The organism is Streptomyces sp. NPDC051561 (assembly GCF_044454195.1).
Taxonomy (GTDB): Bacteria; Actinomycetota; Actinomycetes; order Streptomycetales; family Streptomycetaceae; genus Streptomyces.
Genome location: NZ_JBITDM010000027.1, coordinates 61,534 through 81,637, shown reverse-complemented (window position 1 = coordinate 81,637; position 20,104 = coordinate 61,534). Strand labels below are relative to the sequence as shown.

The window sequence follows — 20,104 nt, the reverse complement described above, 5'->3', positions numbered from 1 at the left end:
GACGGCGCGGCCCCCGCCCCGGCCGGGGGCCCGTCAGGGTCCGGATGCAGCCCCTCAGGCCCGCAGGGTTCGGACACAGCCCCTCAGGCCCTCAGACCGGCGACACCAGCCCCAGATGGTCCGGATTCCACAGGTCCTCCGTGCCGTCCGGCAGCACCAGCACCCGCTGCGGGCGCAGCGCCTCGATCGCGCCCTCGTCGTGCGTGACCATCACGATCGCTCCCGGGTACGAGTCCACCGCGGCCAGCACCTCCGCACGCGACGCCGGATCGAGGTTGTTGGTCGGCTCGTCGAGCAGCAGCACATTCGCCCCGGAGTGCACCAGCCCCGCCAGTGCGAGCCGGGTCTTCTCCCCGCCCGACAGCACCCCGGCGGGCTTGTCCGCGTCGTCCCCGGAGAACAGGAACGCCCCCAGCACCCGCCGCGCCTCCCCGTCGGTGAGATGGGGTGCCGCCGACGCCAGGTTCTCCCGTACGGTCCGGTCCGCCTCCAGCGTGTCGTGCTCCTGTGCGAAGTAGCCGAGCCGTAGCCCGTGGCCGTGCACGACCCGGCCCGAGTCGGGCTTCTCCTGCCCTGCCAGCAGCCTCAACAGGGTGGTCTTCCCCGCCCCGTTGAGGCCCAGCACGACCAGCCGGCTGCCCCGGTCCACCGCCAGGTCCACGCCCCCGATCACGTCCTGACTCCCGTACGACTTCGTCAGGCTGATCGCCCCCAGCGGCATCCGCCCGCACGGCACCGGCTCCGGCAGCCTGATCCTCGCGACCTTCTCCGTGCGGCGCACGGGCGCCAGGCCGGCCAGCATGCGGTCCGCGCGGCGGGCCATGTTCTTGGCGGCGACCGCGGTCGCGACGTTCGCCCGCATCCGGTCCGCCTGGGAGTGCAGCGCGGACGCCTTGCGTTCGGCGGCGGCACGCTCCCTGGTGCGCCGTCGCTCGTCGGCGTCGCGCTGGGTGAGATACGCCTGCCAGGGAGTGTTGTGCACGTCGAGGGCGGCGCGGGCGGGGTCGAGGTGGAAGACCCGGTTCACGGTGCCGGCGAGCAGGGCGGTGTCATGGCTGATCACCACGAGGCCGCCTGGGTGGGAGAGCAGGAAGGTGCGCAGCCAGGCGACGGAGTCCGCGTCGAGGTGGTTCGTCGGCTCGTCGAGGAGGAGGGTCTCGTGGTCGGCGAAGAGGATGCGGGCCAGCTCGACGCGGCGCTTCTGGCCGCCGGAAAGGTGGCCGACGGGGCGGCCCATCGCCTCTGTCGGCAGCCCGACCCCGGCCGCGACCCGGGCGGCCTCGGCCTCCGCGGCGTACCCCCCGCCCGCCTGGAACTCGGCTTCGGCGCGGGTGTAGGCGGCCATGGCCTTCCGCTGGGCGCCGGGGTGCCCGGCTTCGGCCATCGCGGTCTCGGCCGCGCGCAGCCGGCGTACCGCACGGTCGAGACCACGGGCGGACAGGATCCGGTCGGCGACCGAGACGGTGGGATCGGCGGCCCGCGCGTCCTGCGCCAGACAGCCGAGCGAGCCGGTACGGGTCACGGTCCCGGCGGCGGGCGGCAGCCGCTCGGCGAGGGTGTTGAGGAGGGTGGTCTTCCCGGCCCCGTTACGGCCGACCAGGCCGATGCGGTCGCCGGGGGCGACGCGGAAGGAGACCTGGGACAGCAGGAGGCGGGCGCCGACGCGGACGTCGACACCACTGGCGGTGATCATGAAATTACGCTCCGGAGAAGCAAAAGGACACACGGGTGGCGTGGGTGTGGGTCCTCAGCTAGGAAACGCGGGGCGTAGACATGCGGGTCAGGGTACGGGTGGAGCCCGGCGGGACGCCAGCCAATTCCGCCGCCCCCGCAAGTCCGCCCGGCGGCGGGGCCGCGCCCTCACCTGCGCCGGGCCGGCCTCCGCCCCCGTACCCCTCACCGGTACAACGCACTGACCTCCGACTCGTACGCCTTCTCGATCGCCTTCCGCTTCAGCTTCAGCGAAGGCGTCAGCAGGCCGTGTTCCTCGGTGAACTGGTGCGCCAGAATCCGGAAGGTCCGGATGGACTCCGGCTGGGAGACCAAGGTGTTCGCCGCCACCACCGCTCTGCGCACCTCCATCTCCAGATCCGGATCCCGCACCAGATCCTTCGGCGCCAGCACCGCCCGCCCCTGCATCGCCAGCCAGTGCTCGACCGCCTCCAGGTCCAGCGTGACCAGCGCCGCCACATACGGCCGGTCGTTCCCGACCACGATGCACTGGGCGATCAGCGGATGCGCCCGTACCCGCTCCTCAAGCCCCGTCGGCGAGACGCTCTTGCCGCCCGACGTCACCAGGATCTCCTTCTTGCGTCCGGTGATCGTCAGATACCCGTCCTCGTCGAGCGCCCCGATGTCCCCGGTCGACAGCCACCCGTCGTGCAGTACGGCCGTCGTCGCGCCCGGGTCGTTGAGATACCCGGAGAAGACGTGCCCGCCGTGCAGCCACACCTCGCCGTCGTCCGCGATGTGCACCGTCGTCCCCGGCACGGGCAGCCCCACCGTGCCGAACCGGGTCCGCTCCGGCGGGTTGGCCGTCGCCGCCGCGGTCGACTCCGTAAGCCCGTAACCCTCGTAGATCGTCACTCCGGCGCCCGCGAAGAAAAGCCCGAGCCGGCGTTCCATGGCGGAGCCGCCCGACATCGCCTGCCGGACCCGTCCGCCCATCGCCTCGCGCACTTTGCCGTACACCAGCTTCTCGTACAGCTGGTGCTGCATCCGCAGCGAGGCGGACGGGCCGGGCCCGGTTCCGAAGGCCTTGTGCTCGATGGCCTCCGCGTAACGCACCGCCAGCTCCACCGCCTTGTCGAAGACACTCGCCTTCCCCGCGGCCTCCGCCTTGCGCCGCGCCGCGTGGTAGACCTTCTCGAAGATGTACGGCACGCCCAGGATGAACGTCGGCTTGAACGCGGCCAGATCCGGCAGCAACTCCGAGGCGGACATGACCGGTTGATGCGCCAGCTTGACCCGGCCCCGGATCGCCGCCACCTCCACCATCCGCCCGAAGACATGCGCGAGCGGCAGGAAGAGCAGAGTGGACGCCTCGTCGCCGGGGGCGGACCGGAAGACCGGGGTCCAGCGGGCTATGACGGTGTCGGTCTCGGTCATGAAGTTGGCGTGGGTGAGGACACAGCCCTTGGGGCGGCCGGTGGTGCCAGAGGTGTAGATGACGGTGGCGACCGTCTCCGGGGTGACCGCGCGGCGGTGCCGGTGCACCACGTCGTCCTCCATCTGGGCTCCGGACGCGACGAGTTCGTCCATCGCGTCGGTGTCCAGCTGCCACAGCCGCTCCAGCCTCGGCAGCCGGTCGATCACCGAGGCGATCGTCATCGCGTGGTCCTCGTGCTCGACGACGCAGGCCACCGTCTCCGCATCGTGCAGCGTCCAGAAGACCTGCTCGGTGGAGGCGGTCGGGTAGATGGGTACGGGCTGCGCGCCGACCGCCCAGAGCGCGAAGTCGAGCAGCGTCCACTCGTACCGCGTACGGGACATGATCGCGACCCGGTCGCCGAACCGCACACCCTGCGCGAGCAGCCCCTTCGCGAGCGCCATCACCTCGTCACGGAACTCGGCCGAGGACACGTCCCGCCACCGGCCGTCCGAGCCCTTGCGGCCCAGTGCGACCCGGTGCGGATCCTCCTCGGCATTGCTGAACACCGCATCGGCCAGCCCGCCGGCCTGAGGAGTCGCAGCCATGGGTGGGACAGTGAACTCGCGCAATGGACTGCTCCTTGTAGCGCTCCGCACGGCGCCGTGACGGTACCCCGATCCACCTCGGTACGGGAGGGTCGGACGGCGACCTTACTTCCGGGTAAGTCAGGCTGTGTGGAATCTCCACGGAATCTGTACGTTGCACGTGCTGGGCGCCTACGGGGGATCAATTCCGGCCACTGGGGCCATCCGGGCGCGGTAACGCTTTACGAGCTGGAACACGTTACGGTCCCTGCCCTCACTCACGCCCCAACCGCCACTCACGCCCCACCGACTACCCGCCACTCACACCCCCACCGCCCGTCACTCACGCCCCCCTACCCGCCTCGGTGCAACCTGTCCGCCCCTGCCAGGATCGCCGCGGCCAGCGCGTCCGCCGCCTCCTGCGAGGCAGGCCGTCGGCGTCCGTGCAGCAGTACGAAGTCGACCGTGCCCAGCTCGGGAAGCCCGGGACCGCCGCCGCCGCGCTGCCGCAGCGGCTCCAGCCCCGGCGGGATCAGCCCGTGGGTGTGCGCCATCACCCCGAGTCCGGCCCGCGCCGCCGCCACCAGCCCGCTGAGGCTGCCGCTCGTGCAGGCGATCCGCCACGACCGTCCCTGGGCCTCCAGCACCTCCAGCGCACGGGCCCGGGTGATCGCCGGCGCCGGAAACAGAATCAACGGGACGGGACGGTCCGGTTCGAGCCGCAGCCCCGGCGCCCCGATCCACGTCAGCGAGTCCCGCCACACCAGCTCGCCGTGCGTGTCCGTGTCGTCCGCCCGGCGCTTCGCCAGCACCAGATCGTGCCGCCCCCGCTCCAGCTGCCCGTGCAGAATGCCCGAAAGCTCCACGGTCAGCTCAAGATCGACCTCCGGATGCTCCCGCCGGAAACTCTCCAGAATCTCCGGCAGCCGGGTCAGTACGAAGTCCTCCGACGCCCCGAACCGCAGCCGCCCCCGCAGCCGGGTGCCGGTGAAGAACGCCGTCGCCCGCTCGTGCGCCGCCAGGATCGTCCGCGCGAAGCCGAGCATCGCCTCTCCGTCCTCGGTGAGCGCCACCCGGTGCGTGTCCCGGACGAACAGCCGCCGCCGCCCGGCCGCGTCCTCCAGGCGCCGTACGTGCTGGCTGACCGTCGACTGCCGCAGCCCGAGACGACGGGCGGCCTGGGTGAACGACAGTGTCTGGGCCACGGCCAGAAAGGTGCGCAGATGAGTCGGGTCGTACATACCCGCAGACGCTATCGCGATCCGCGATGACAGTCAGCACGGTGTGCGCCTTTCCCGATGGGCCGGGCCCGGGGGACGATGACCCGCATGAACAGCCGCCACCCCCGCCTCTCCCTCAAGCTGCCGTCCTGGCTGCCGGTCGACGCCTACATCCTGGTCCTGATCGGCACCGTCGCCCTCGCCAGCCTGTTCCCCGTCTCCGGCACCGCTGCCGACATCCTGGACAAGGTGACGGTCGGGGCGATCGCGCTGCTGTTCTTCCTGTACGGGGCGAAGCTCTCCACCGCCGAGATCGTGACCGGCCTGGGGCACTGGAGGCTGCACCTGACCGTGCTCGCCGCCACCTTCCTCGTCTTCCCGCTGCTCGGCCTCGCCGCCCGCGGCCTGGTCCCGTACGTCCTCACCCCCCAGCTCTACAGCGGCTTCCTGTTCCTCTGCCTGGTGCCGTCCACCATCCAGTCCTCCATCGCCTTCACCTCGATCGCCCGCGGCAACGTCCCGGCCGCGATCTGTGCGGGCTCCTTCTCCAGCCTGGTCGGCATCGTCCTCACACCGCTCCTCGCGGCGGGCCTGATCGGCGGCGACAAGGTCAGCTTCTCCGGCGGCTCGGTCCTCAAGATCGTCCTTCAGCTGCTCCTCCCCTTCCTCCTCGGTCAGGCCCTGCGCCGCTGGGTGGGCGGTTTCCTCACCCGGCACAAGAAGGTGCTCGGCTACTTCGACCGTGGCTCGATCCTGCTCGTCGTGTACGCCGCGTTCAGCGCGGGCATGGTGCGCGGTATCTGGAACCAGATCTCGCCCGGTCGCCTGGGCGCGCTGCTCCTGGTGGAGATGGTGCTGCTCGCGGTGATGCTCTGCCTCACCTGGTACGGCTCCAAGCGGCTCGGCTTCCCGCGCGGCGACCGCCTCGCCATCCAGTTCGCGGGCTCGAAGAAGAGCCTGGCGGCCGGACTCCCCATGGCCAGCGTCCTGTTCGGCGCCCAGGCCGGTCTGGCGGTGCTCCCGCTCATGCTCTTCCACCAGATGCAGCTGATGGTCTGCGCGGTCATCGCCAAACGGCGCGCCCAGGACCCCGAGGCGGCGACCGAGCCCATTGCGGGAATGCCGGTCACTGCTGGCAAGATCGCCAAGTGACCTCCGCGATACGTTCCTTCGCCTCCCGCACCCGTCCCTGCGCCCTCACCGTGTGCCGGGGCTGCTGCTGCGGCGACGCCCGCAAGCACCCCGGCACCGACCACCAGGCCCAGCTCCACCGCCTGCGCGAGGCGGCAGCCGCCTCCGCCGGTCGCCTGACCGTCCGCACCAGCGACTGCCTCGGCCCGTGCGGCCAGGCCAACGTCGTGGTCGTTCAGCCCTCCACGGAGGGCCGCCGCCGGGGCGGTCGTGCCGCGTGGGTCGGCTGGGCCCTGGACGACGACAGCACCGACGAGATCCTGGCCTGGGTCGCGGCGGGCGGACCCGGCATCGCGAAGCCGCCCGCGACGCTGGAGTTGCAGTTCTTCCCGGCGCCGGTCGAGACGAAGACGCCGAAGAGGCGCTGAGTCGCGGCCGGGGCACGGTCCGATGGGGGCGAGGTCCAGGGGTGTTGTAGCGTGGACGTGCTCCTGCGCCGGGTTTCCGGCGGCAGCGAACCGAATTCCTGTTCCTTCTGTGTGCCGATCCCGAGGTGACGTCCTATCAACCAGGCCATGTAGTCGTCCGTGTTCCCCGCGTGCTGTGTTGTCGCACGTGTCCGGGAGCGGACGTCGCGCTGGTCTGAGTTGCGTCATCCCCCCGCAGTTTTCCTCCCGGGTGCAGCTCTGCCGTCTGCCCCGGGTTCCGTGTGCTGAGGCCCCGGTAAGGCTGTCGGCAGGGCTCCCCGAATCCTTTGGATCAGGAGCTTTCCCCTCGTGACTTCCTCAGCGCTCGACAACGAGCCAGAGCACACCCTCCCGTCCCCGGGCCGCCCAGCGGATCACCACCCGGCACCTCACCGTCCGAGAATGGCCCTGGCGGCCCGGATCGCCCTCCTGGTGCTGCTGACCGCCGAACTCATGGACATCCTCGACCAGTCTGTCGTCCTGACCGCCCTGCCCGCGATCCAGGAATCGACCGGCGCCGGGCCTGCCGCGCTGCAGTGGCTGACCACCGGTTACTCGCTGCCCGTCGCCATCGGGCTGATCACCGGCGGGCGCCTCGGCGACCGCTACGGCCGCCGCAGGCTCCTGCTCATCGGCACCGCCGTGTTCACCTCGGCCTCCCTGCTGTGCGGCCTCGCCGCCGGGCCGGGCGTGCTGATCGGCGCCCGTGCGCTCCAGGGCGTGGGGGTCGCGCTGATGATCCCGCAGGTCCTGGCCACTCTCCACGTCACCTTCGAGGGCCAGCACCGCAGCAAGGCGTTCGGCCTGTACGGGGCGGTCCTCTCGATCGCCAACGTCCTGGGCCCCGTGCTGGGCGGCCTCCTCACCGAGGCCGACCTGTTCGGGCTCTCCTGGCGGCCGATCTTCCTGATCAATGCCCCCGTCGGGCTCGCCGTGCTTCTCCTGGGACGCAAATTCGTCCCCGAGTCGACCGCGCGGAAGGCCGACCGGCCCGACTTCACCGGCATGGCGCTGTCCGCACTGGCCCTCGTCCTGATCGTCCTCCCGCTCACCGAGGGCCACCTGCACCACTGGCCGGTGTGGGTCTTCGCCCTGCTCGCCGCCGGTCTCCTCACACTCGGCGTCTTCCTGCGCCAGCAGCGGCGCAAGCAGCACGACGCGCCCCTCGTGCCCCTGCCCCTCTTCCAGGGCGGGCAGTTCCCCGGCGGCACGGCCGCGCAACTGGTGCACGGCCTGCTGTGCGGACTGTTCTTCATGACCTGGACCCTCTACCTCCAGCACGGGCTGGGCATGAGCCCCTTCCACGCGGCCCTGGCCTTCGTCCTGCTCTCCTTCGGAGAGCTGGCCGGCGCGACCATCGCGGCGAAGAGCGCCGGGCGCTTCGCCCGCCGCCTCCCTCAGACCGGCATCCTCATCACGATCGCCGCGATGGCCGGCTACGGGCTCCGGATCGCAGCGGGCCAGGCGGACCTGACCCTGCTGGCGATGACCGCTCCCGTGGTACTGATCGGCTTCGGCCTCGGCATGGTCAGCGGCCCGCTCGCCGACATGACCCTCGCCAGGGTTCCGCACGACAACGCCGGGGCCGCCTCAGGCCTGTTCAACACCGCCATGCACCTGGGCATCGCCCTCGGCACCGCGCTGACCGCCCTGGTGTTCTTCGCCACCACCGACGGCTCACCCGACGCCGGACTCAACCGCGACGCCTTCATCACCGTGCTGTGGTGGGTCGGCGGCCTCCTTGCCCTGATGTGGGCCCTGATGTTCTGCCTGCCCCAGCAGGCCGATCGCCAGGCCGACAGCCAGGCCGGCGATCAGGCCGCCTGAGTCACCCCCGGGCGACCGGCCGGACTCGCTCCCGTCAGCTTCCCGTTTCAGCCGTTCACGCGGTCGCTCCAGGCGCTATCTCGGCGATCAGTCCCTCGACGAGGGCCCTGATCTCGTCCCGGATCGAGCGGACTGCTTCGACGCCCCGGCCCGCGGGGTCTTCGAGCTTCCAGTCGAGATAGCGCTTGCCCGGGAAGACGGGGCAGGTGTCGCCGCAGCCCATGGTGACGCAGACGTCCGACTCCTTCACGGCGTCGACGGTGAGGATCTTCGGTGTCTCCTGCGAGAGGTCGATGCCGACCTCGGCCATGGCCGCCACGGCGGCCGGGTTCACGGCGGCCCCCGGCGCGGAACCGGCCGAGCGGACCTCGACACGGTCCCCGGCAAGGTGGGTGAGCCAGCCGGCGGCCATCTGGGAGCGGCCGGCGTTGTGGACGCAGACGAACAGGACGGACGGTTTGTCGGCCATGGTGAAGGTCTCTCTCGCGGGGCGGCACTCGGCTGGTAGTCACATCAGCTGCCGCTGGTATCAGCGAGCAGTGATGTGAAAGTATCAGCGCATGCTGACTTCAGTCGACGCTGATGTGATCCGGGTGCTGGGCGATCCGCTCCGCCTGAAGATCGTGACCCTCCTCGCCCGCGAGACGCTGTGCACGACGCACTTGGTGGAGGAGACCGGAGCGAAGCAGACCAACCTCTCCAACCATATGAAGGTGCTGCGCGAGGCCGGGATCGTGGACACCGAGCCGTGCGGCCGGTTCACCTACTACAAGCTCAGGCCCGAGGTCCTGGAGGGGCTCTCCGCGCGGTTCGCCGACCTCGGCGTGTCCGCCCGCGATGCGGCCCGGAACAGGAGGGCTTGCTGATGGCCGCCGTGGACCCCGCCACCGCACCGGCCGGTGAGGCGTCGGTGGTCAGGAAGCTCTCCACCCTTGACCGTTACCTCGCCGTGTGGATTCTGCTGGCCATGGTCGTCGGCCTCGGCCTGGGACGCCTCGTCCCCGGGATGAACGGCGCCCTGGCGAAGATCGAGATCGGCGGGATCTCCCTGCCGATCGCGCTCGGCCTGCTCGTGATGATGTACCCGGTGCTGGCCAAGGTCCGTTACGACCGTCTCGACCGCGTCACCGGCGACAAGAAGCTGATGGTCTCCTCGCTGGTCGTCAACTGGGTCGTGGGACCGGCGGTGATGTTCGCCCTCGCGTGGACGTTCCTGCCCGACCTCCCCGAGTACCGCACCGGACTGATCGTCGTCGGCCTCGCCCGGTGCATCGCGATGGTCATCATCTGGAACGACCTCGCCTGCGGTGACCGTGAAGCCGCCGCCGTCCTGGTCGCCCTCAACTCCGTTTTCCAGGTGCTGGCGTTCGGGTTGCTGGGCTGGTTCTACCTCGACCTGCTGCCCCGCCGACTGCACCTGGGCGATGGTCAGGGACTCGACGTCTCCGTCTGGCACATCGCCCTGAACGTCGTCATCTTCCTCGGTGTCCCGCTGCTGGCAGGGTTCCTCACCCGTCGCATCGGCGAGCAGAAGTGGGGCCGCGAGTCCTACGAAGCGAAGTTCCTGCCGAAGATCGGCCCATGGGCCCTGTACGGGCTGCTGTTCACGATCGTCATCCTGTTCGCCCTCCAGGGGAAGACGATCACCTCCCAGCCGTGGGACGTGGTGCGGATCGCGCTGCCGCTGCTGGTGTACTTCGCGGTGATGTTCTTCGGTACCTTCCTCCTCGGCAAGGGCCTGGGCCTGGCCTACGACCGCACCGCCACGCTGGCGTTCACCGCGGCGGGCAACAACTTCGAACTGGCCATCGCGGTCGCCATCGCCACCTTCGGCGTCAGCAGCGGCCAGGCCCTGTCCGGTGTCGTCGGTCCGCTCATCGAGGTCCCGGTGCTGATCGGCCTGGTCCACGTCGCGCTCGCGTGGCGCAGGAAGTTCGGCCCCGAGGCCATGGCGACGGCCTCCTAGGGGGCGTCCGCGCCGGTCAGCGGGACGGCGCGGACGGGATCGGGCGGTGGTTGCGCGGACGGGGCTGGGCGGTCGCTGCGCGGACCGGGCCGGGCGGTGGCTGCGCGGACGGTCAGGCGGTGGCTGCGCGGGTGAGGAGCCGGCCCATGGCGGCCAGGACGGACGGCTCGACCTTGTAGTACACCCACGTCCCACGCCGTTCGGAGGTCAGCAGGCCGGCCTCGCGGAGCTTCTTCAGGTGGTGGGAGACGGTCGGCTGGGACACCCCGACATCGGAGATGTCGCACACGCACGCCTCGCCGCCCTCGTGCGAGGCGACCAGGGAGAACAGCCGCAGCCGGACGGGATCCCCGAGGGCCTTGAACATGACTGCGGCCCGCTCGGCCTCCTCGGCCGTGATCGGGCGTTCGGACAGGGGCGGGCAGCACGGAGTGACCGCTTCCTGCTCCAGCAGCGGCAGCGCTTTCGTCGTCATGGCCCCATTATCCATGGGAGTTCGACAAACGTCTATGTTGACGGATGTCGATACAAGGTGTCATGGTGACGTCGCAAGACATCGACATCCGTCGAATCACTAGGAGCCTGCCGTGAACGCGCCTTCTCCCGCCGAAGTTCTGCCCGTCGTCGTGATCGGCGCCGGTCCCGTCGGGCTGGCCGCTGCCGCCCAGCTCATCGAGCGGAACATCGAGCCACTGGTTCTGGAGGCCGGGCCCGCCGCCGGGGCGGCGGTGCGGGAGTGGGCACATGTCAGGCTGTTCTCCCCCTGGTCCGAGGTCGTCGACCCGGCCGCCGAGAAGCTCCTGGCTCCCACCGGCTGGGTACGCCCCGACGGTGCGGGCTATCCGTCCGGCGGCGACTGGGCCGACCTTTACCTCCTGCCCCTCGCCGAAGCCCTCGGCGACAGGGTCCGCACCGGCACCACCGTCACCGGTGTCTCCCGTACGGGCCGCGACCGTGTCGTCGATGCCGACCGCGAAGCCCAGCCGTTCGTCGTCCACCTCGCACGCGCCGACGGCACCGAGGAGCGCGTACTGGCCCGTGCCGTCGTCGACGCCTCCGGCACCTGGAGCGTTCCGGGGCCGGCCGGTGGCAGCGGTCTGCCCGCTCTCGGCGAGAAGGCGGCCGCGGACCGCCTCACCTACCGCGTCCCCGACCTCAAGAACCCGGCCGTCCGCGCCCGGTACGCGGGCAAGCGCACCGCCGTCATCGGCTCCGGTGCCTCCGCCTTCACCGCACTCGCCTACCTCGCCGACCTCGCCACGTCCGAGGACGGCGCCGGCACCCACGGCCTCTGGGTCCTGCGACGCGGTATCTCCGGGAGCACCTTCGGCGGCGGCGAAGCCGACCAGCTTCCCGCCCGCGGCGCCCTCGGCCTCGCCGCCAAGGCCGCCGTCGACAACGGCCACGCCGACGCCGTCACCGGCTTTCGCACCGGCGCCGTCGAACGCGACGGCGACGGCCGCCTGGTCCTGGTCGGTGAGGACGGCCGCCGCCTGGACCCGGTCGACGAGGTCATCGTCCTCACCGGCTTCCGCCCCGATCTCAGCTTCCTGAACGAACTGCGCCTCGGCCTCGACGAGCGTCTCCAGGCCCCCACCGAACTGGCCCCGCTGATCGACCCCAACCAGCACTCCTGCGGCACCGTCTACCCCCACGGCCACCGCGAGCTCTCCCACCCCGAACCCGGCGTGTTCCTCGTGGGAATGAAGTCCTACGGCCGTGCCCCGACCTTCCTCGCCATGACCGGCTACGAGCAGGTCCGCTCCCTCGCCGCCGCCCTGGCCGGTGACCTCGCGTCCGCCGACCGGGTCGAACTCACCCTCCCCGAGACCGGGGTGTGCGGCGGAGCCGGACTCTTCGACGACCCGGCGACGGAAGCAGCCGACGGCGGGGGCTGCTGCGGAGCATGACCGCTCCCACCCGTTCAGGCCCCGTCCAGCACCACCCGCTCCTCACCCGCGTACACGTTCATGTTCGCCCCCCGCAGGAATCCCACCAGCGTGAGCCCCGTCTCCGTCGCCAGATCCACGGCCAGTGAGGACGGGGCCGAGACCGCGGCCAGGAACGGGATTCCCGCCATGACAGCCTTCTGGGCGAGTTCGAAGGAGGCGCGGCCCGACACCAGCAGGAGGGCGCGGGAGAGGGGGAGGCGCCCGTCCGTCATGGCGCGGCCGACCAGTTTGTCGACCGCGTTGTGGCGGCCCACGTCCTCCCGTATGTCGAGGAGTTCGCCGGTTTCGGAGAAGAGGGCTGCCGCGTGCAGTCCGCCGGTCCTGTCGAAGACCTGTTGGGCTTCGCGGAGGCGGTCGGGCAGGGAGGAGAGGAGGCCGGGGGTCACCCGGAGCGGGGGAGTGTCCGCGATCGCAAACCGGGCGGTGGTGCGGACGGCGTCCAGGCTGGCCTTGCCGCACAGGCCGCAGGAGGACGTGGTGTAGACGTTGCGTTCGAGAGTGATGTCGGGGACGGGGGTGCCGGGGACCAGGCGTACGTCCACCACGTTGTAGGAGTTGGAGCCGTCCTCCTGGGCGCCCGCGCAGTAGACGATGTTCGCGACCTCCGAGCCGTCGCCAAGGACGCCCTCGCTGACCAGGAAGCCCGCTGCCAGCGCGAAGTCGTCGCCGGGGGTGCGCATGGTGATGGCCAGGGGCTTGCCGTTGAGACGGATCTCCAGGGGTTCCTCCGCCACCAGGGTGTCCGGGCGGGTGGACACCGCCCCGTTCCTGATGCGGATGACGCGGCGGCGTGCGGTGACCCGGCCCATGGTGAATCAGTCCTGCCCGAGAGTGACGGATGTGTAGCGAGAGGTGAAGTACAGGGGCGCGTTCGTGTGCGCGTGCGTACAGCGAGTGCCATTCTCCGCGGGGTGGGCGGGAAGCTCCAAAGTCTGGGTGGCGAATGCTGTTGATTCACGCGCCCTCGTACCGGTGAGTCACAAAGAAGACTGGGTCGCTCCGACTGTCCGCAATGAGGGGTGGAGTCGCCGCATGACCGGTTCACGGATCGTCGCGCTCGGGCATTACCAGCCGGCCAAGGTGCTCACGAACGAAGACCTGACGAAGCTGGTCGACACCAGCGACGAATGGATCACCAGCCGGGTAGGCATCAGGACCCGGCACATCGCGGGCCCCGACGAACCGGTCGACGAGCTCGCGGCGCACGCCGGAGCCAAGGCGCTCGCCTCGGCCGGGCTCGCCCCCGCCGACATCGACATGGTCCTGGTCGCCACCTCCACCGCGATCGACCGCTCGCCGAACATGGCCGCCCGGGTCGCCGCGCGGCTCGGCATGGGCTCGCCCGCGGTGATGGACCTGAACGTGGTCTGCTCGGGCTTCACGCACGCGCTGGCCACCGCGGATCACGCGGTACGGGCCGGGTCCGCGACCCGTGTCCTGGTCATCGGCTCCGACAAGATGACCGAGATCGCCGACTGGAGCGACCGCTCCACGTGTGTGCTGGTCGGGGACGGGGCGGGCGCGGCGGTCGTCGAGGCCGTGGCGGAGGATTCCGCGGGGCTGGGCGGTCTCGGTACGCACGCGGGCGCGATCGGCCCGGTGCTGTGGGGGTCGGTGCCCGAGATGGGGCATGCGGTACGGATCGAGGGGACGCCGCCGCGGTTCGCGCAGGTCGGGCAGTCCGTGTACCGGTGGGCGACGACACAGCTGCCGCCGATCGCCCGGAAGGTGTGCGAGCGGGCGGGGGTCGCGCCCCAGGAGCTGGCCGGGGTCGTGCTGCACCAGGCCAACCTGCGTCTGATCGAGCCGCTGGCCCAGCGGATTGGGGCGGTCAACGCGGTGATCGCGCGGGATGTGGTGGACTCCGGGAACACCTCGGCGGGGAGCATTCCGATGGCGTTCTCGAAGCTGGTGGAGCGGGGGGAGATCAGGTCGGGGGAGCCGGTGCTGTTGTTTGGGTTTGGGGGGAATCTGTCTTACGCGGGGCAGGTGGTGCGCTGCCCGTAGGGGGACTCCCAGGTGGCGGGCTCTAAGGGTGGTCGTCGCCGTCCTTCGTCTTGCCGGGCAGGTGTGCGTACGAGCTGCTCTCGTGTGGGCCGCCGCCTCGTGAACGGTCGTCCGTCGGGCGGGGGAGTGGCCTGCACAGGGGGAGGGCGAACAGCCAGGCGACCGCGGTGAGGCCGCCGAAGAGCAGGAGCATGCCGCCGTCCCCGTCGCCCCGGACGGTCAGGGGGATGCCGAAGCCCAGTTGGGCAAGGGATCCGGCGATGGAGAGCCCGGCCAGGACGCGGCGGGTGCGCAGGCGGCGGCCGACAGCGGTGCGGTTCTTCTCGGCGGCGCCGCGCACTCCGCGTTTGCGTTCCTGCCACCACCAGGCGATCCAGCAGGCCACGCCGAGGACGCTGAGGTAGAAGGCGCAGTTCAGCAGGATGTCCAGCCACAGGACGTCGGTGTATCTCGCGAGTTTGCCCCCGCCGGCTGCCAGTGGGAGGTGATGCTCCGTCATCTCCATGGATGCCGGGTGCCCGCTCGGAGAAGAGGCAATCCGGGGGCCTGGCCCACCGCTTTGTCCTCAGCGTGGAGAAAGTTGACCCCAATTCGCGCGCAACTTCTTCCCACCCCTGGCACCCGCTGCTACGTTCCCCTCCAAAGAACCACCGGAACAAGCCAGTTGAGGCTTGCGGCGCAGGCCGCGGAGGCAGGAGGGGGCACGTGAGGCGCATGACGGCCCGACCCGCGAACGCGCACCAGGCGCGACTGCTGCGCCTGTTGCGCGACGGGGGCCCCAACTCCCGGGCGCAGCTGGGTGATCAGGTGGATCTGTCGCGGTCCAAGCTGGCGGTCGAGGTCGACCGGCTGCTGGAGACCGGACTGGTGGTCGCCGACGGCCTCGCCGCCTCCCGGGGCGGCCGCCGCTCCCACAACATCCGGCTCGCTCCGGCGCTGCGTTTCCTGGGCGTGGACATCGGTGCCACCTCGATCGATGTCGCCGTCACCAACGCCGAGCTGGAGATCCTGGGGCATCTCAACCACCCCATGGACGTCCGGGAGGGCCCGGTCGCGGTGTTCGAGCAGGTCCTGGTCCTGGCGGCGAAGCTGAGGGCGACCGGGCTCGCCGACGGTGGGTTCGACGGTGCGGGCATCGGCGTTCCGGGCCCCGTCCGGTTCCCCGAGGGCGTCCCGGTCGCGCCGCCGATCATGCCGGGCTGGGACGGCTTCCCGGTACGGGAGGCGCTCAGCCAGGAACTCGGCTGCCCGGTCATGGTCGACAACGACGTGAACCTGATGGCGATGGGCGAGCAGCACGCCGGAGTCGCACGCTCCGTCGGTGACTACCTGTGCGTGAAGATCGGCACCGGCATCGGCTGCGGCATCGTGGTCGGTGGCGAGGTCTACCGGGGGACCACCGGCAGCGCGGGCGACATCGGGCACATTCAGGTCGAGCCCGAAGGACGCCCCTGCGCCTGCGGCAACAAGGGCTGCCTGGAGGCACACTTCAGCGGCGCGGCGCTGGCCCGCGACGCGGAGGCCGCCGCCCGGGCCGGTCATTCCGCCGAGCTTGCCGCACGGCTGGAGGCGGCCGGTTCGCTCACCGCCGCCGATGTGGCAGCGGCGGCGGCCGCCGGGGACGCCACCGCCCTCGAACTGATCAGGGAGGGCGGCAACCGGGTCGGCCAGGTCATCGCCGGCCTGGTCAGCTTCTTCAACCCGGGACTGGTGGTGATCGGCGGCGGGGTGACGGGCCTCGGTCACAATCTGCTGGCCAGCGTCCGCACCCAGGTCTACCGCCAGTCGCTGCCGCTGGCCACCGGCAACCTTCCCATCGTGCTCGGGGAACTGGGCCCGGCGGCGGGGGTGATCGGCGCGGCCCGGCTGATCAGCGACCACGTGTTCTCCCCGGCCTGATCCCGGGCGCCGTACAGCCGCACAGCCGTACCGCAGCACCGCTTGTCCAGCAGTACCCCGTACCCAGCACCGCCGCACTCCAGCCAGCCCCGCACCACCTGACACACCCGCCACACCCGCACCTGGCACAGCCCTGTCCGCTCACGGCCGTATCCGCCGAGGGGAATCGTCATGGCACCAGAGCACCCGACATCACCCGCACCACCCCCGGGTCCCTCCGGCCCTCTCCTCACCATGTCCGGCATCACCAAGTCGTTCCCCGGCGTCCGTGCCCTGGACGGCGTCGACCTGGAGGTCCTGCCGGGTGAGGTGCACTGTCTGCTCGGCCAGAACGGCGCCGGGAAGTCCACCCTGATCAAGGTGCTCGCCGGGGCCCACCAGCCCGACGGCGGACGGATCACCTGGTCCGGCGAGGAAGTCCTGCTCAAGTCCCCGATCGCGGCGATGCGTCTCGGCATCGCCACCATCTACCAGGAACTCGACCTGGTGGAGGGCCTGTCGGTGGCCGAGAACATCTTCCTCGGCCACGAGCTCACCGCCGCCGGTTTCGTCGTACGGGGCCGGGCCGGCCGGGCCCGGGCGGCGGCCCTCCTCGCCCGCCTCGGCCACCCGGAGATCGGCCCCGGCCGGCGGGTCGGCTCGCTCTCCGCCGCCCAGCAGCAGATCGTCTCGATGGCGCGCGCCCTCTCGCACGACGTACGGCTGATCGTGATGGACGAACCGTCGGCGGCCCTCGACCCCGACGAGGTCGCCAACCTCTTCCGGATCGTGGCCGCGCTGACCGCCGACGGGGTCGCCGTGGTCTACATCTCGCACCGGCTGGAGGAGATCCGCCGCATCGGCGACCGGGTCACCGTCCTCAAGGACGGCCGCGCGGTGGCCGTGGGGCTCCCGGCACGGACCACCCCCACCCGCGACATCGTGGCGATGATGACCGGCCGCAACGTCGAGTACGTCTTCCCCGAGCAGCGGGACCGGGCCGGGACGGCTCAGGAGCCGGTGCTGCGGGTTCAAGGGCTGTGCCGCAGCGGGGAGTTCGAGCCGCTGGACCTCGATGTGCGGCCCGGCGAGATCGTCGGGCTCGCCGGGCTCGTCGGGTCGGGGCGCTCCGAAATCCTGGAGACGATCTACGGAGCCAGGAAGCCGGATGCCGGTCAGGTAACGCTCGACGGGCGGCAGTTGCGCACCGGGAGCGTGCGAGCCGCGGTCCGGGCCGGCATAGGGCTGGCCCCCGAGGAGCGCAAGGCACAGGGGCTCCTGATGCTCGAATCCGTCACCCGCAACGTCTCCGTCTCCTCCCTCTCCCGCTTCTCCCGGGGCGGCTGGGTCGACCGCCGCACCGAGCGGCGAGACGCCCAACAGGCCACCCGCGAGCTGTCGTTGAGGCCGGACAACCCCGACGCCCGGATCCGCACTCTGTCCGGAGGCAACCAGCAGAAGGCGGTACTCGCCCGCTGGCTGCTGCGCGGCTGCCGGGTGCTGCTGCTCGACGAACCGACCCGGGGCGTGGATGTCGGCGCCCGCGCCGAGCTGTACGCGGTGATCCGCCGCCTTGCCGACGAGGGTCTCGCCGTGCTCCTGGTCTCCAGCGAAGTGCCCGAGGTGCTGGGTCTGGCCGACCGGGTGCTGGTGCTGCGCGAAGGCAGCGTCGTGCACACGGCGCCCGCCCGCGAACTCGACGAACACCGCGTACTCGACCTCGTGATGGAAGGGAGCACGGCCTCATGACACAGTCCGAGGCGCAGGCGCAGACGGACCTCAAACCCCGTGACGGCAAAGGGGGTTGGCCGGGCACCGGGCTGCAACTCGACGTCCGTAACCTTTCCCTCCTCGGCGTCCTCGCGGTACTGATCGCGGTCGGCGGCATCACCAAGCCCGACCAGTTCCTGGACATCGGAAACCTCCAGCTGGTCCTCACCCAGGCGTCGATCATCGGCGTCGTCACCGTCGGGATGACCTTCGTCATCACCAGCGGCGGCATCGACCTCTCCGTCGGCGCCATCGTCGCGCTCGCCTCGGTGTGGGCGACCACCGTCGCCACTCAGGAGTACGGGTTCGCGGGCATCCTCTTCACCGCGATCCTGGTCGGCACGGCCTGCGGGCTGGTCAACGGGGTTCTCGTCGCCTACGGCAAGCTGGTGCCGTTCATCGCCACCCTCGCGATGCTGGCCTCCGCACGCGGGCTCGCCCTCCAGATCACCGAGGGCAGGACCCAGATCGTCACCGTGAAACCGGTGCTCGACCTCGGCGTCCCCGACGCGTACGTCCTCGGGATCCCGCCCCTGGTCCTGGTCTTCGCGCTGGTCACCCTCCTCGGCTGGCTGATCCTGAACCGGACGACCTTCGGCCGGCGTACCGTCGCGGTCGGCGGCAACGCGGAAGCGGCCCGGCTGGCCGGCATCGACGTAAGGCGCCAGCGCCTCTACCTCTACCTGCTGTCCGGTCTGTGCTGCGGCATCGCCGCGTTCATGCTGGTCGTGCTGTCGGGCTCGGGCCAGAACACCAACGGCAACATGTACGAACTCGACGCGATCGCCGCCGCCATCATCGGAGGCACCCTGCTCACCGGCGGACGCGGCACCGTCGTCGGATCGGTGCTCGGCGTCCTGGTCTTCACCACGATCACCAACATCTTCGCGCTGAACAACCTCCAGAGCGACGTCCAGCAGATCGCCAAGGGCGCCATCATCGTGGCCGCCGTGCTGGTGCAGCGTCGCGACGCGTCCGAACGCTCCTCGTAGCCAGCTCAACCACCCCGTCCAGCAAGCCAGTTGACCACCCGAGTCGAAGGGTTCCACCGCCATGCCACGAAACAGCTTCCTGCCACGAAACGGCTCCGCATCGCGGAACACCTCCGCGCCACAGAGCAGCGCGGACCGCGGAAGCACCCGCAGGGGAATCCTCTTCGGCGGCGCCGCGGTCTCCGCGGCCGCGGTCCTCACCGCCTGCACCAGTAACGAGCCCAGCAAGAAGGAAGCCCCGGCCGCCGGCAACCAGCCCGCCGCCGACGACAAGCCCGGCAAGAAGGTCACCATCGGCTTCGCGGGCCCGCAGGCCGACCACGGCTGGCTCAACGCCATCAACGAGAACGCCCGCGAACGCGCCAAGAAGTACTCCGACGTCACCCTCGACATCACCGAGGGCTCCAACGACACCGCCGCCCAGATCGGCCAGATCCAGACCCTGATCAACAAGAAGGTCGACGTCCTGGTCATCCTGCCGACCGACGGCAAGGCGCTCACCGCGATCGGCCTCCAGGCCATGAAGGCGGGCATCCCCGTCATCAACCTGGACCGGGTCTTCGCCGACCCGCAGGCGTACCGCTGCTGGATCGGTGGCGACAACTACGGCATGGGTCTGAACGCCGGACGGTTCATCGGCGAGAAACTCAAGGGCAAGGCGCAGGCCAAGGTCATCGAACTCGCCGGGGTCGACAGCCTGGAACTCACCAAGCAGCGCAGCGCGGGCTTCAAGGAAGCCCTCAAGAGCTACCCGAACGTCCAGCTGGTGGGCCGTCAGGCAGCCGAGTTCACCGTTGAGTCCGGACAGGCCAAGATGGCCCAACTCCTCCAGGCCAACCCGCAGTTCGACGCATTGTGGAATCACGACGACGACCAGGGGGTCGGCGCCTTGCGGGCCATCGAGCAGGCCGGCCGCAAGGACTTCCTGATGGTCGGCGGGGCCGGCGCCAAGTCGGCGATGGACGCCATCAAGGCCGACACCGGGGTGCTGAAGGCGACCGTCCTCTACCCGCCGACGATGTCCGCGTCCGCCATCGACCTGGCCCGCGCACTCGGCCAGACCAAGGGCATCGGCGGCATGGCGGAGCTGGAGATACCGTCCTCGATCACGCTCTACTCGGCCGTCGTCACCAAGGAGAACGTCGACGACTACCTGCCGCAGTCCTTCACCTGATCCCACCCGGACAGGCCGAAATGTCACTGCAGCGAGGAGGGACCC

General features: G+C 70.6%; 18 protein-coding genes. 11 read left to right on the top strand and 7 right to left on the bottom strand.

Annotation, left to right across the window (positions count from 1 at the left end):
• Nucleotides 1-91: 91 nt before the first annotated feature.
• From ACIA73_RS36510 to ACIA73_RS36500, 3 genes are all read right to left on the bottom strand, one after another.
• The gene (locus ACIA73_RS36510) at nt 92-1,693 is read right to left on the bottom strand and encodes an ABC-F family ATP-binding cassette domain-containing protein (RefSeq protein ID WP_399443266.1); all 1,602 of its coding nucleotides are present in this window, start codon (nt 1,691-1,693) and stop codon (nt 92-94) included.
• A 203-nt stretch (nt 1,694-1,896) separates the two neighbouring features.
• Nucleotides 1,897-3,696, bottom strand: a complete 1,800-nt coding sequence (locus tag ACIA73_RS36505) for an AMP-dependent synthetase/ligase (protein WP_399443265.1) — start codon at nt 3,694-3,696, stop codon at nt 1,897-1,899.
• 332 nt (nt 3,697-4,028) lie between these two features.
• A complete protein-coding gene (locus tag ACIA73_RS36500; protein WP_399443264.1) occupies nt 4,029-4,916 on the bottom strand; it encodes a LysR substrate-binding domain-containing protein in 888 nt (295 codons plus the stop codon).
• A gap of 87 nt (nt 4,917-5,003) precedes the next feature.
• Between ACIA73_RS36500 and ACIA73_RS36495 the strand changes: the two genes are divergently transcribed.
• The 3 genes from ACIA73_RS36495 (at nt 5,004) to ACIA73_RS36485 (ending at nt 8,320) form a co-directional block, all read left to right on the top strand.
• Nucleotides 5,004-6,047 carry a bile acid:sodium symporter family protein gene (locus tag ACIA73_RS36495; RefSeq protein ID WP_399443263.1) on the top strand — a complete coding sequence of 348 codons (1,044 nt, stop codon included), beginning with the start codon at nt 5,004-5,006 and terminating at the stop codon, nt 6,045-6,047.
• Nucleotides 6,044-6,454, top strand: a complete 411-nt coding sequence (locus ACIA73_RS36490) for a (2Fe-2S) ferredoxin domain-containing protein (protein WP_399443262.1) — start codon at nt 6,044-6,046, stop codon at nt 6,452-6,454. The genes ACIA73_RS36495 and ACIA73_RS36490 overlap by 4 nt, the downstream gene beginning before the upstream one ends.
• Nucleotides 6,455-6,895: 441 nt before the next feature.
• Complete coding sequence (locus tag ACIA73_RS36485) at nt 6,896-8,320, top strand: MFS transporter (protein WP_399443261.1); 1,425 nt, start codon at nt 6,896-6,898, stop codon at nt 8,318-8,320.
• Nucleotides 8,321-8,375: 55 nt separating this feature from the next.
• On the opposite strand, the gene ACIA73_RS36480 is transcribed toward ACIA73_RS36485, so the two are convergent.
• The gene (locus ACIA73_RS36480) at nt 8,376-8,789 is read right to left on the bottom strand and encodes an arsenate reductase ArsC (RefSeq protein WP_399443260.1); all 414 of its coding nucleotides are present in this window, start codon (nt 8,787-8,789) and stop codon (nt 8,376-8,378) included.
• Between the two features lie 91 nt (nt 8,790-8,880).
• Here ACIA73_RS36480 and ACIA73_RS36475 point away from each other — a divergent pair, with 91 nt between their 5' ends.
• Both ACIA73_RS36475 and arsB read left to right on the top strand, forming a co-directional pair.
• Entirely contained in the window at nt 8,881-9,186 is a 306-nt protein-coding gene (locus ACIA73_RS36475; RefSeq protein ID WP_399443259.1) for an ArsR/SmtB family transcription factor, read from the top strand.
• Nucleotides 9,186-10,286, top strand: a complete 1,101-nt coding sequence (gene arsB / locus ACIA73_RS36470) for an ACR3 family arsenite efflux transporter (protein ID WP_399443258.1) — start codon at nt 9,186-9,188, stop codon at nt 10,284-10,286. Before ACIA73_RS36475 ends, arsB begins: the two co-directional genes overlap by 1 nt.
• A gap of 112 nt (nt 10,287-10,398) precedes the next feature.
• Here the strand turns inward: arsB and ACIA73_RS36465 are convergent, their stop codons facing one another.
• On the bottom strand, nt 10,399-10,761 hold the full coding sequence (locus ACIA73_RS36465) for an ArsR/SmtB family transcription factor (protein WP_399443257.1): 363 nt from the start codon (nt 10,759-10,761) through the stop codon (nt 10,399-10,401).
• 112 nt (nt 10,762-10,873) lie between these two features.
• Here ACIA73_RS36465 and ACIA73_RS36460 point away from each other — a divergent pair, with 112 nt between their 5' ends.
• Complete coding sequence (locus ACIA73_RS36460) at nt 10,874-12,196, top strand: FAD-dependent oxidoreductase (RefSeq protein ID WP_399443256.1); 1,323 nt, start codon at nt 10,874-10,876, stop codon at nt 12,194-12,196.
• A 14-nt stretch (nt 12,197-12,210) separates the two neighbouring features.
• On the opposite strand, the gene fdhD is transcribed toward ACIA73_RS36460, so the two are convergent.
• Nucleotides 12,211-13,047 (bottom strand): formate dehydrogenase accessory sulfurtransferase FdhD, encoded by an 837-nt coding sequence (gene fdhD, locus ACIA73_RS36455; protein WP_399443255.1) that lies wholly within the window; start codon nt 13,045-13,047, stop codon nt 12,211-12,213.
• A gap of 223 nt (nt 13,048-13,270) precedes the next feature.
• Between fdhD and ACIA73_RS36450 the strand changes: the two genes are divergently transcribed.
• Complete coding sequence (locus ACIA73_RS36450) at nt 13,271-14,245, top strand: beta-ketoacyl-ACP synthase III (RefSeq protein ID WP_399443254.1); 975 nt, start codon at nt 13,271-13,273, stop codon at nt 14,243-14,245.
• Between the two features lie 22 nt (nt 14,246-14,267).
• On the opposite strand, the gene ACIA73_RS36445 is transcribed toward ACIA73_RS36450, so the two are convergent.
• Nucleotides 14,268-14,744, bottom strand: coding sequence for a hypothetical protein (locus ACIA73_RS36445; RefSeq protein WP_399443253.1), 477 nt, complete (start codon nt 14,742-14,744; stop codon nt 14,268-14,270).
• A 215-nt stretch (nt 14,745-14,959) separates the two neighbouring features.
• Between ACIA73_RS36445 and ACIA73_RS36440 the strand changes: the two genes are divergently transcribed.
• The 4 genes from ACIA73_RS36440 to ACIA73_RS36425 all read left to right on the top strand — a co-directional run bounded on the left by ACIA73_RS36440 (nt 14,960) and on the right by ACIA73_RS36425 (nt 20,059).
• Nucleotides 14,960-16,144 (top strand): ROK family protein, encoded by a 1,185-nt coding sequence (locus tag ACIA73_RS36440; protein WP_399443286.1) that lies wholly within the window; start codon nt 14,960-14,962, stop codon nt 16,142-16,144.
• Nucleotides 16,145-16,378: 234 nt separating this feature from the next.
• A complete protein-coding gene (locus ACIA73_RS36435) occupies nt 16,379-17,872 on the top strand; it encodes a sugar ABC transporter ATP-binding protein (RefSeq protein ID WP_399443285.1) in 1,494 nt (497 codons plus the stop codon).
• Complete coding sequence (locus tag ACIA73_RS36430; RefSeq protein ID WP_399443252.1) at nt 17,869-18,885, top strand: ABC transporter permease; 1,017 nt, start codon at nt 17,869-17,871, stop codon at nt 18,883-18,885. Before ACIA73_RS36435 ends, ACIA73_RS36430 begins: the two co-directional genes overlap by 4 nt.
• A gap of 61 nt (nt 18,886-18,946) precedes the next feature.
• Nucleotides 18,947-20,059, top strand: coding sequence for a substrate-binding domain-containing protein (locus ACIA73_RS36425; protein ID WP_399443251.1), 1,113 nt, complete (start codon nt 18,947-18,949; stop codon nt 20,057-20,059).
• Nucleotides 20,060-20,104 lie beyond the last annotated feature (45 nt).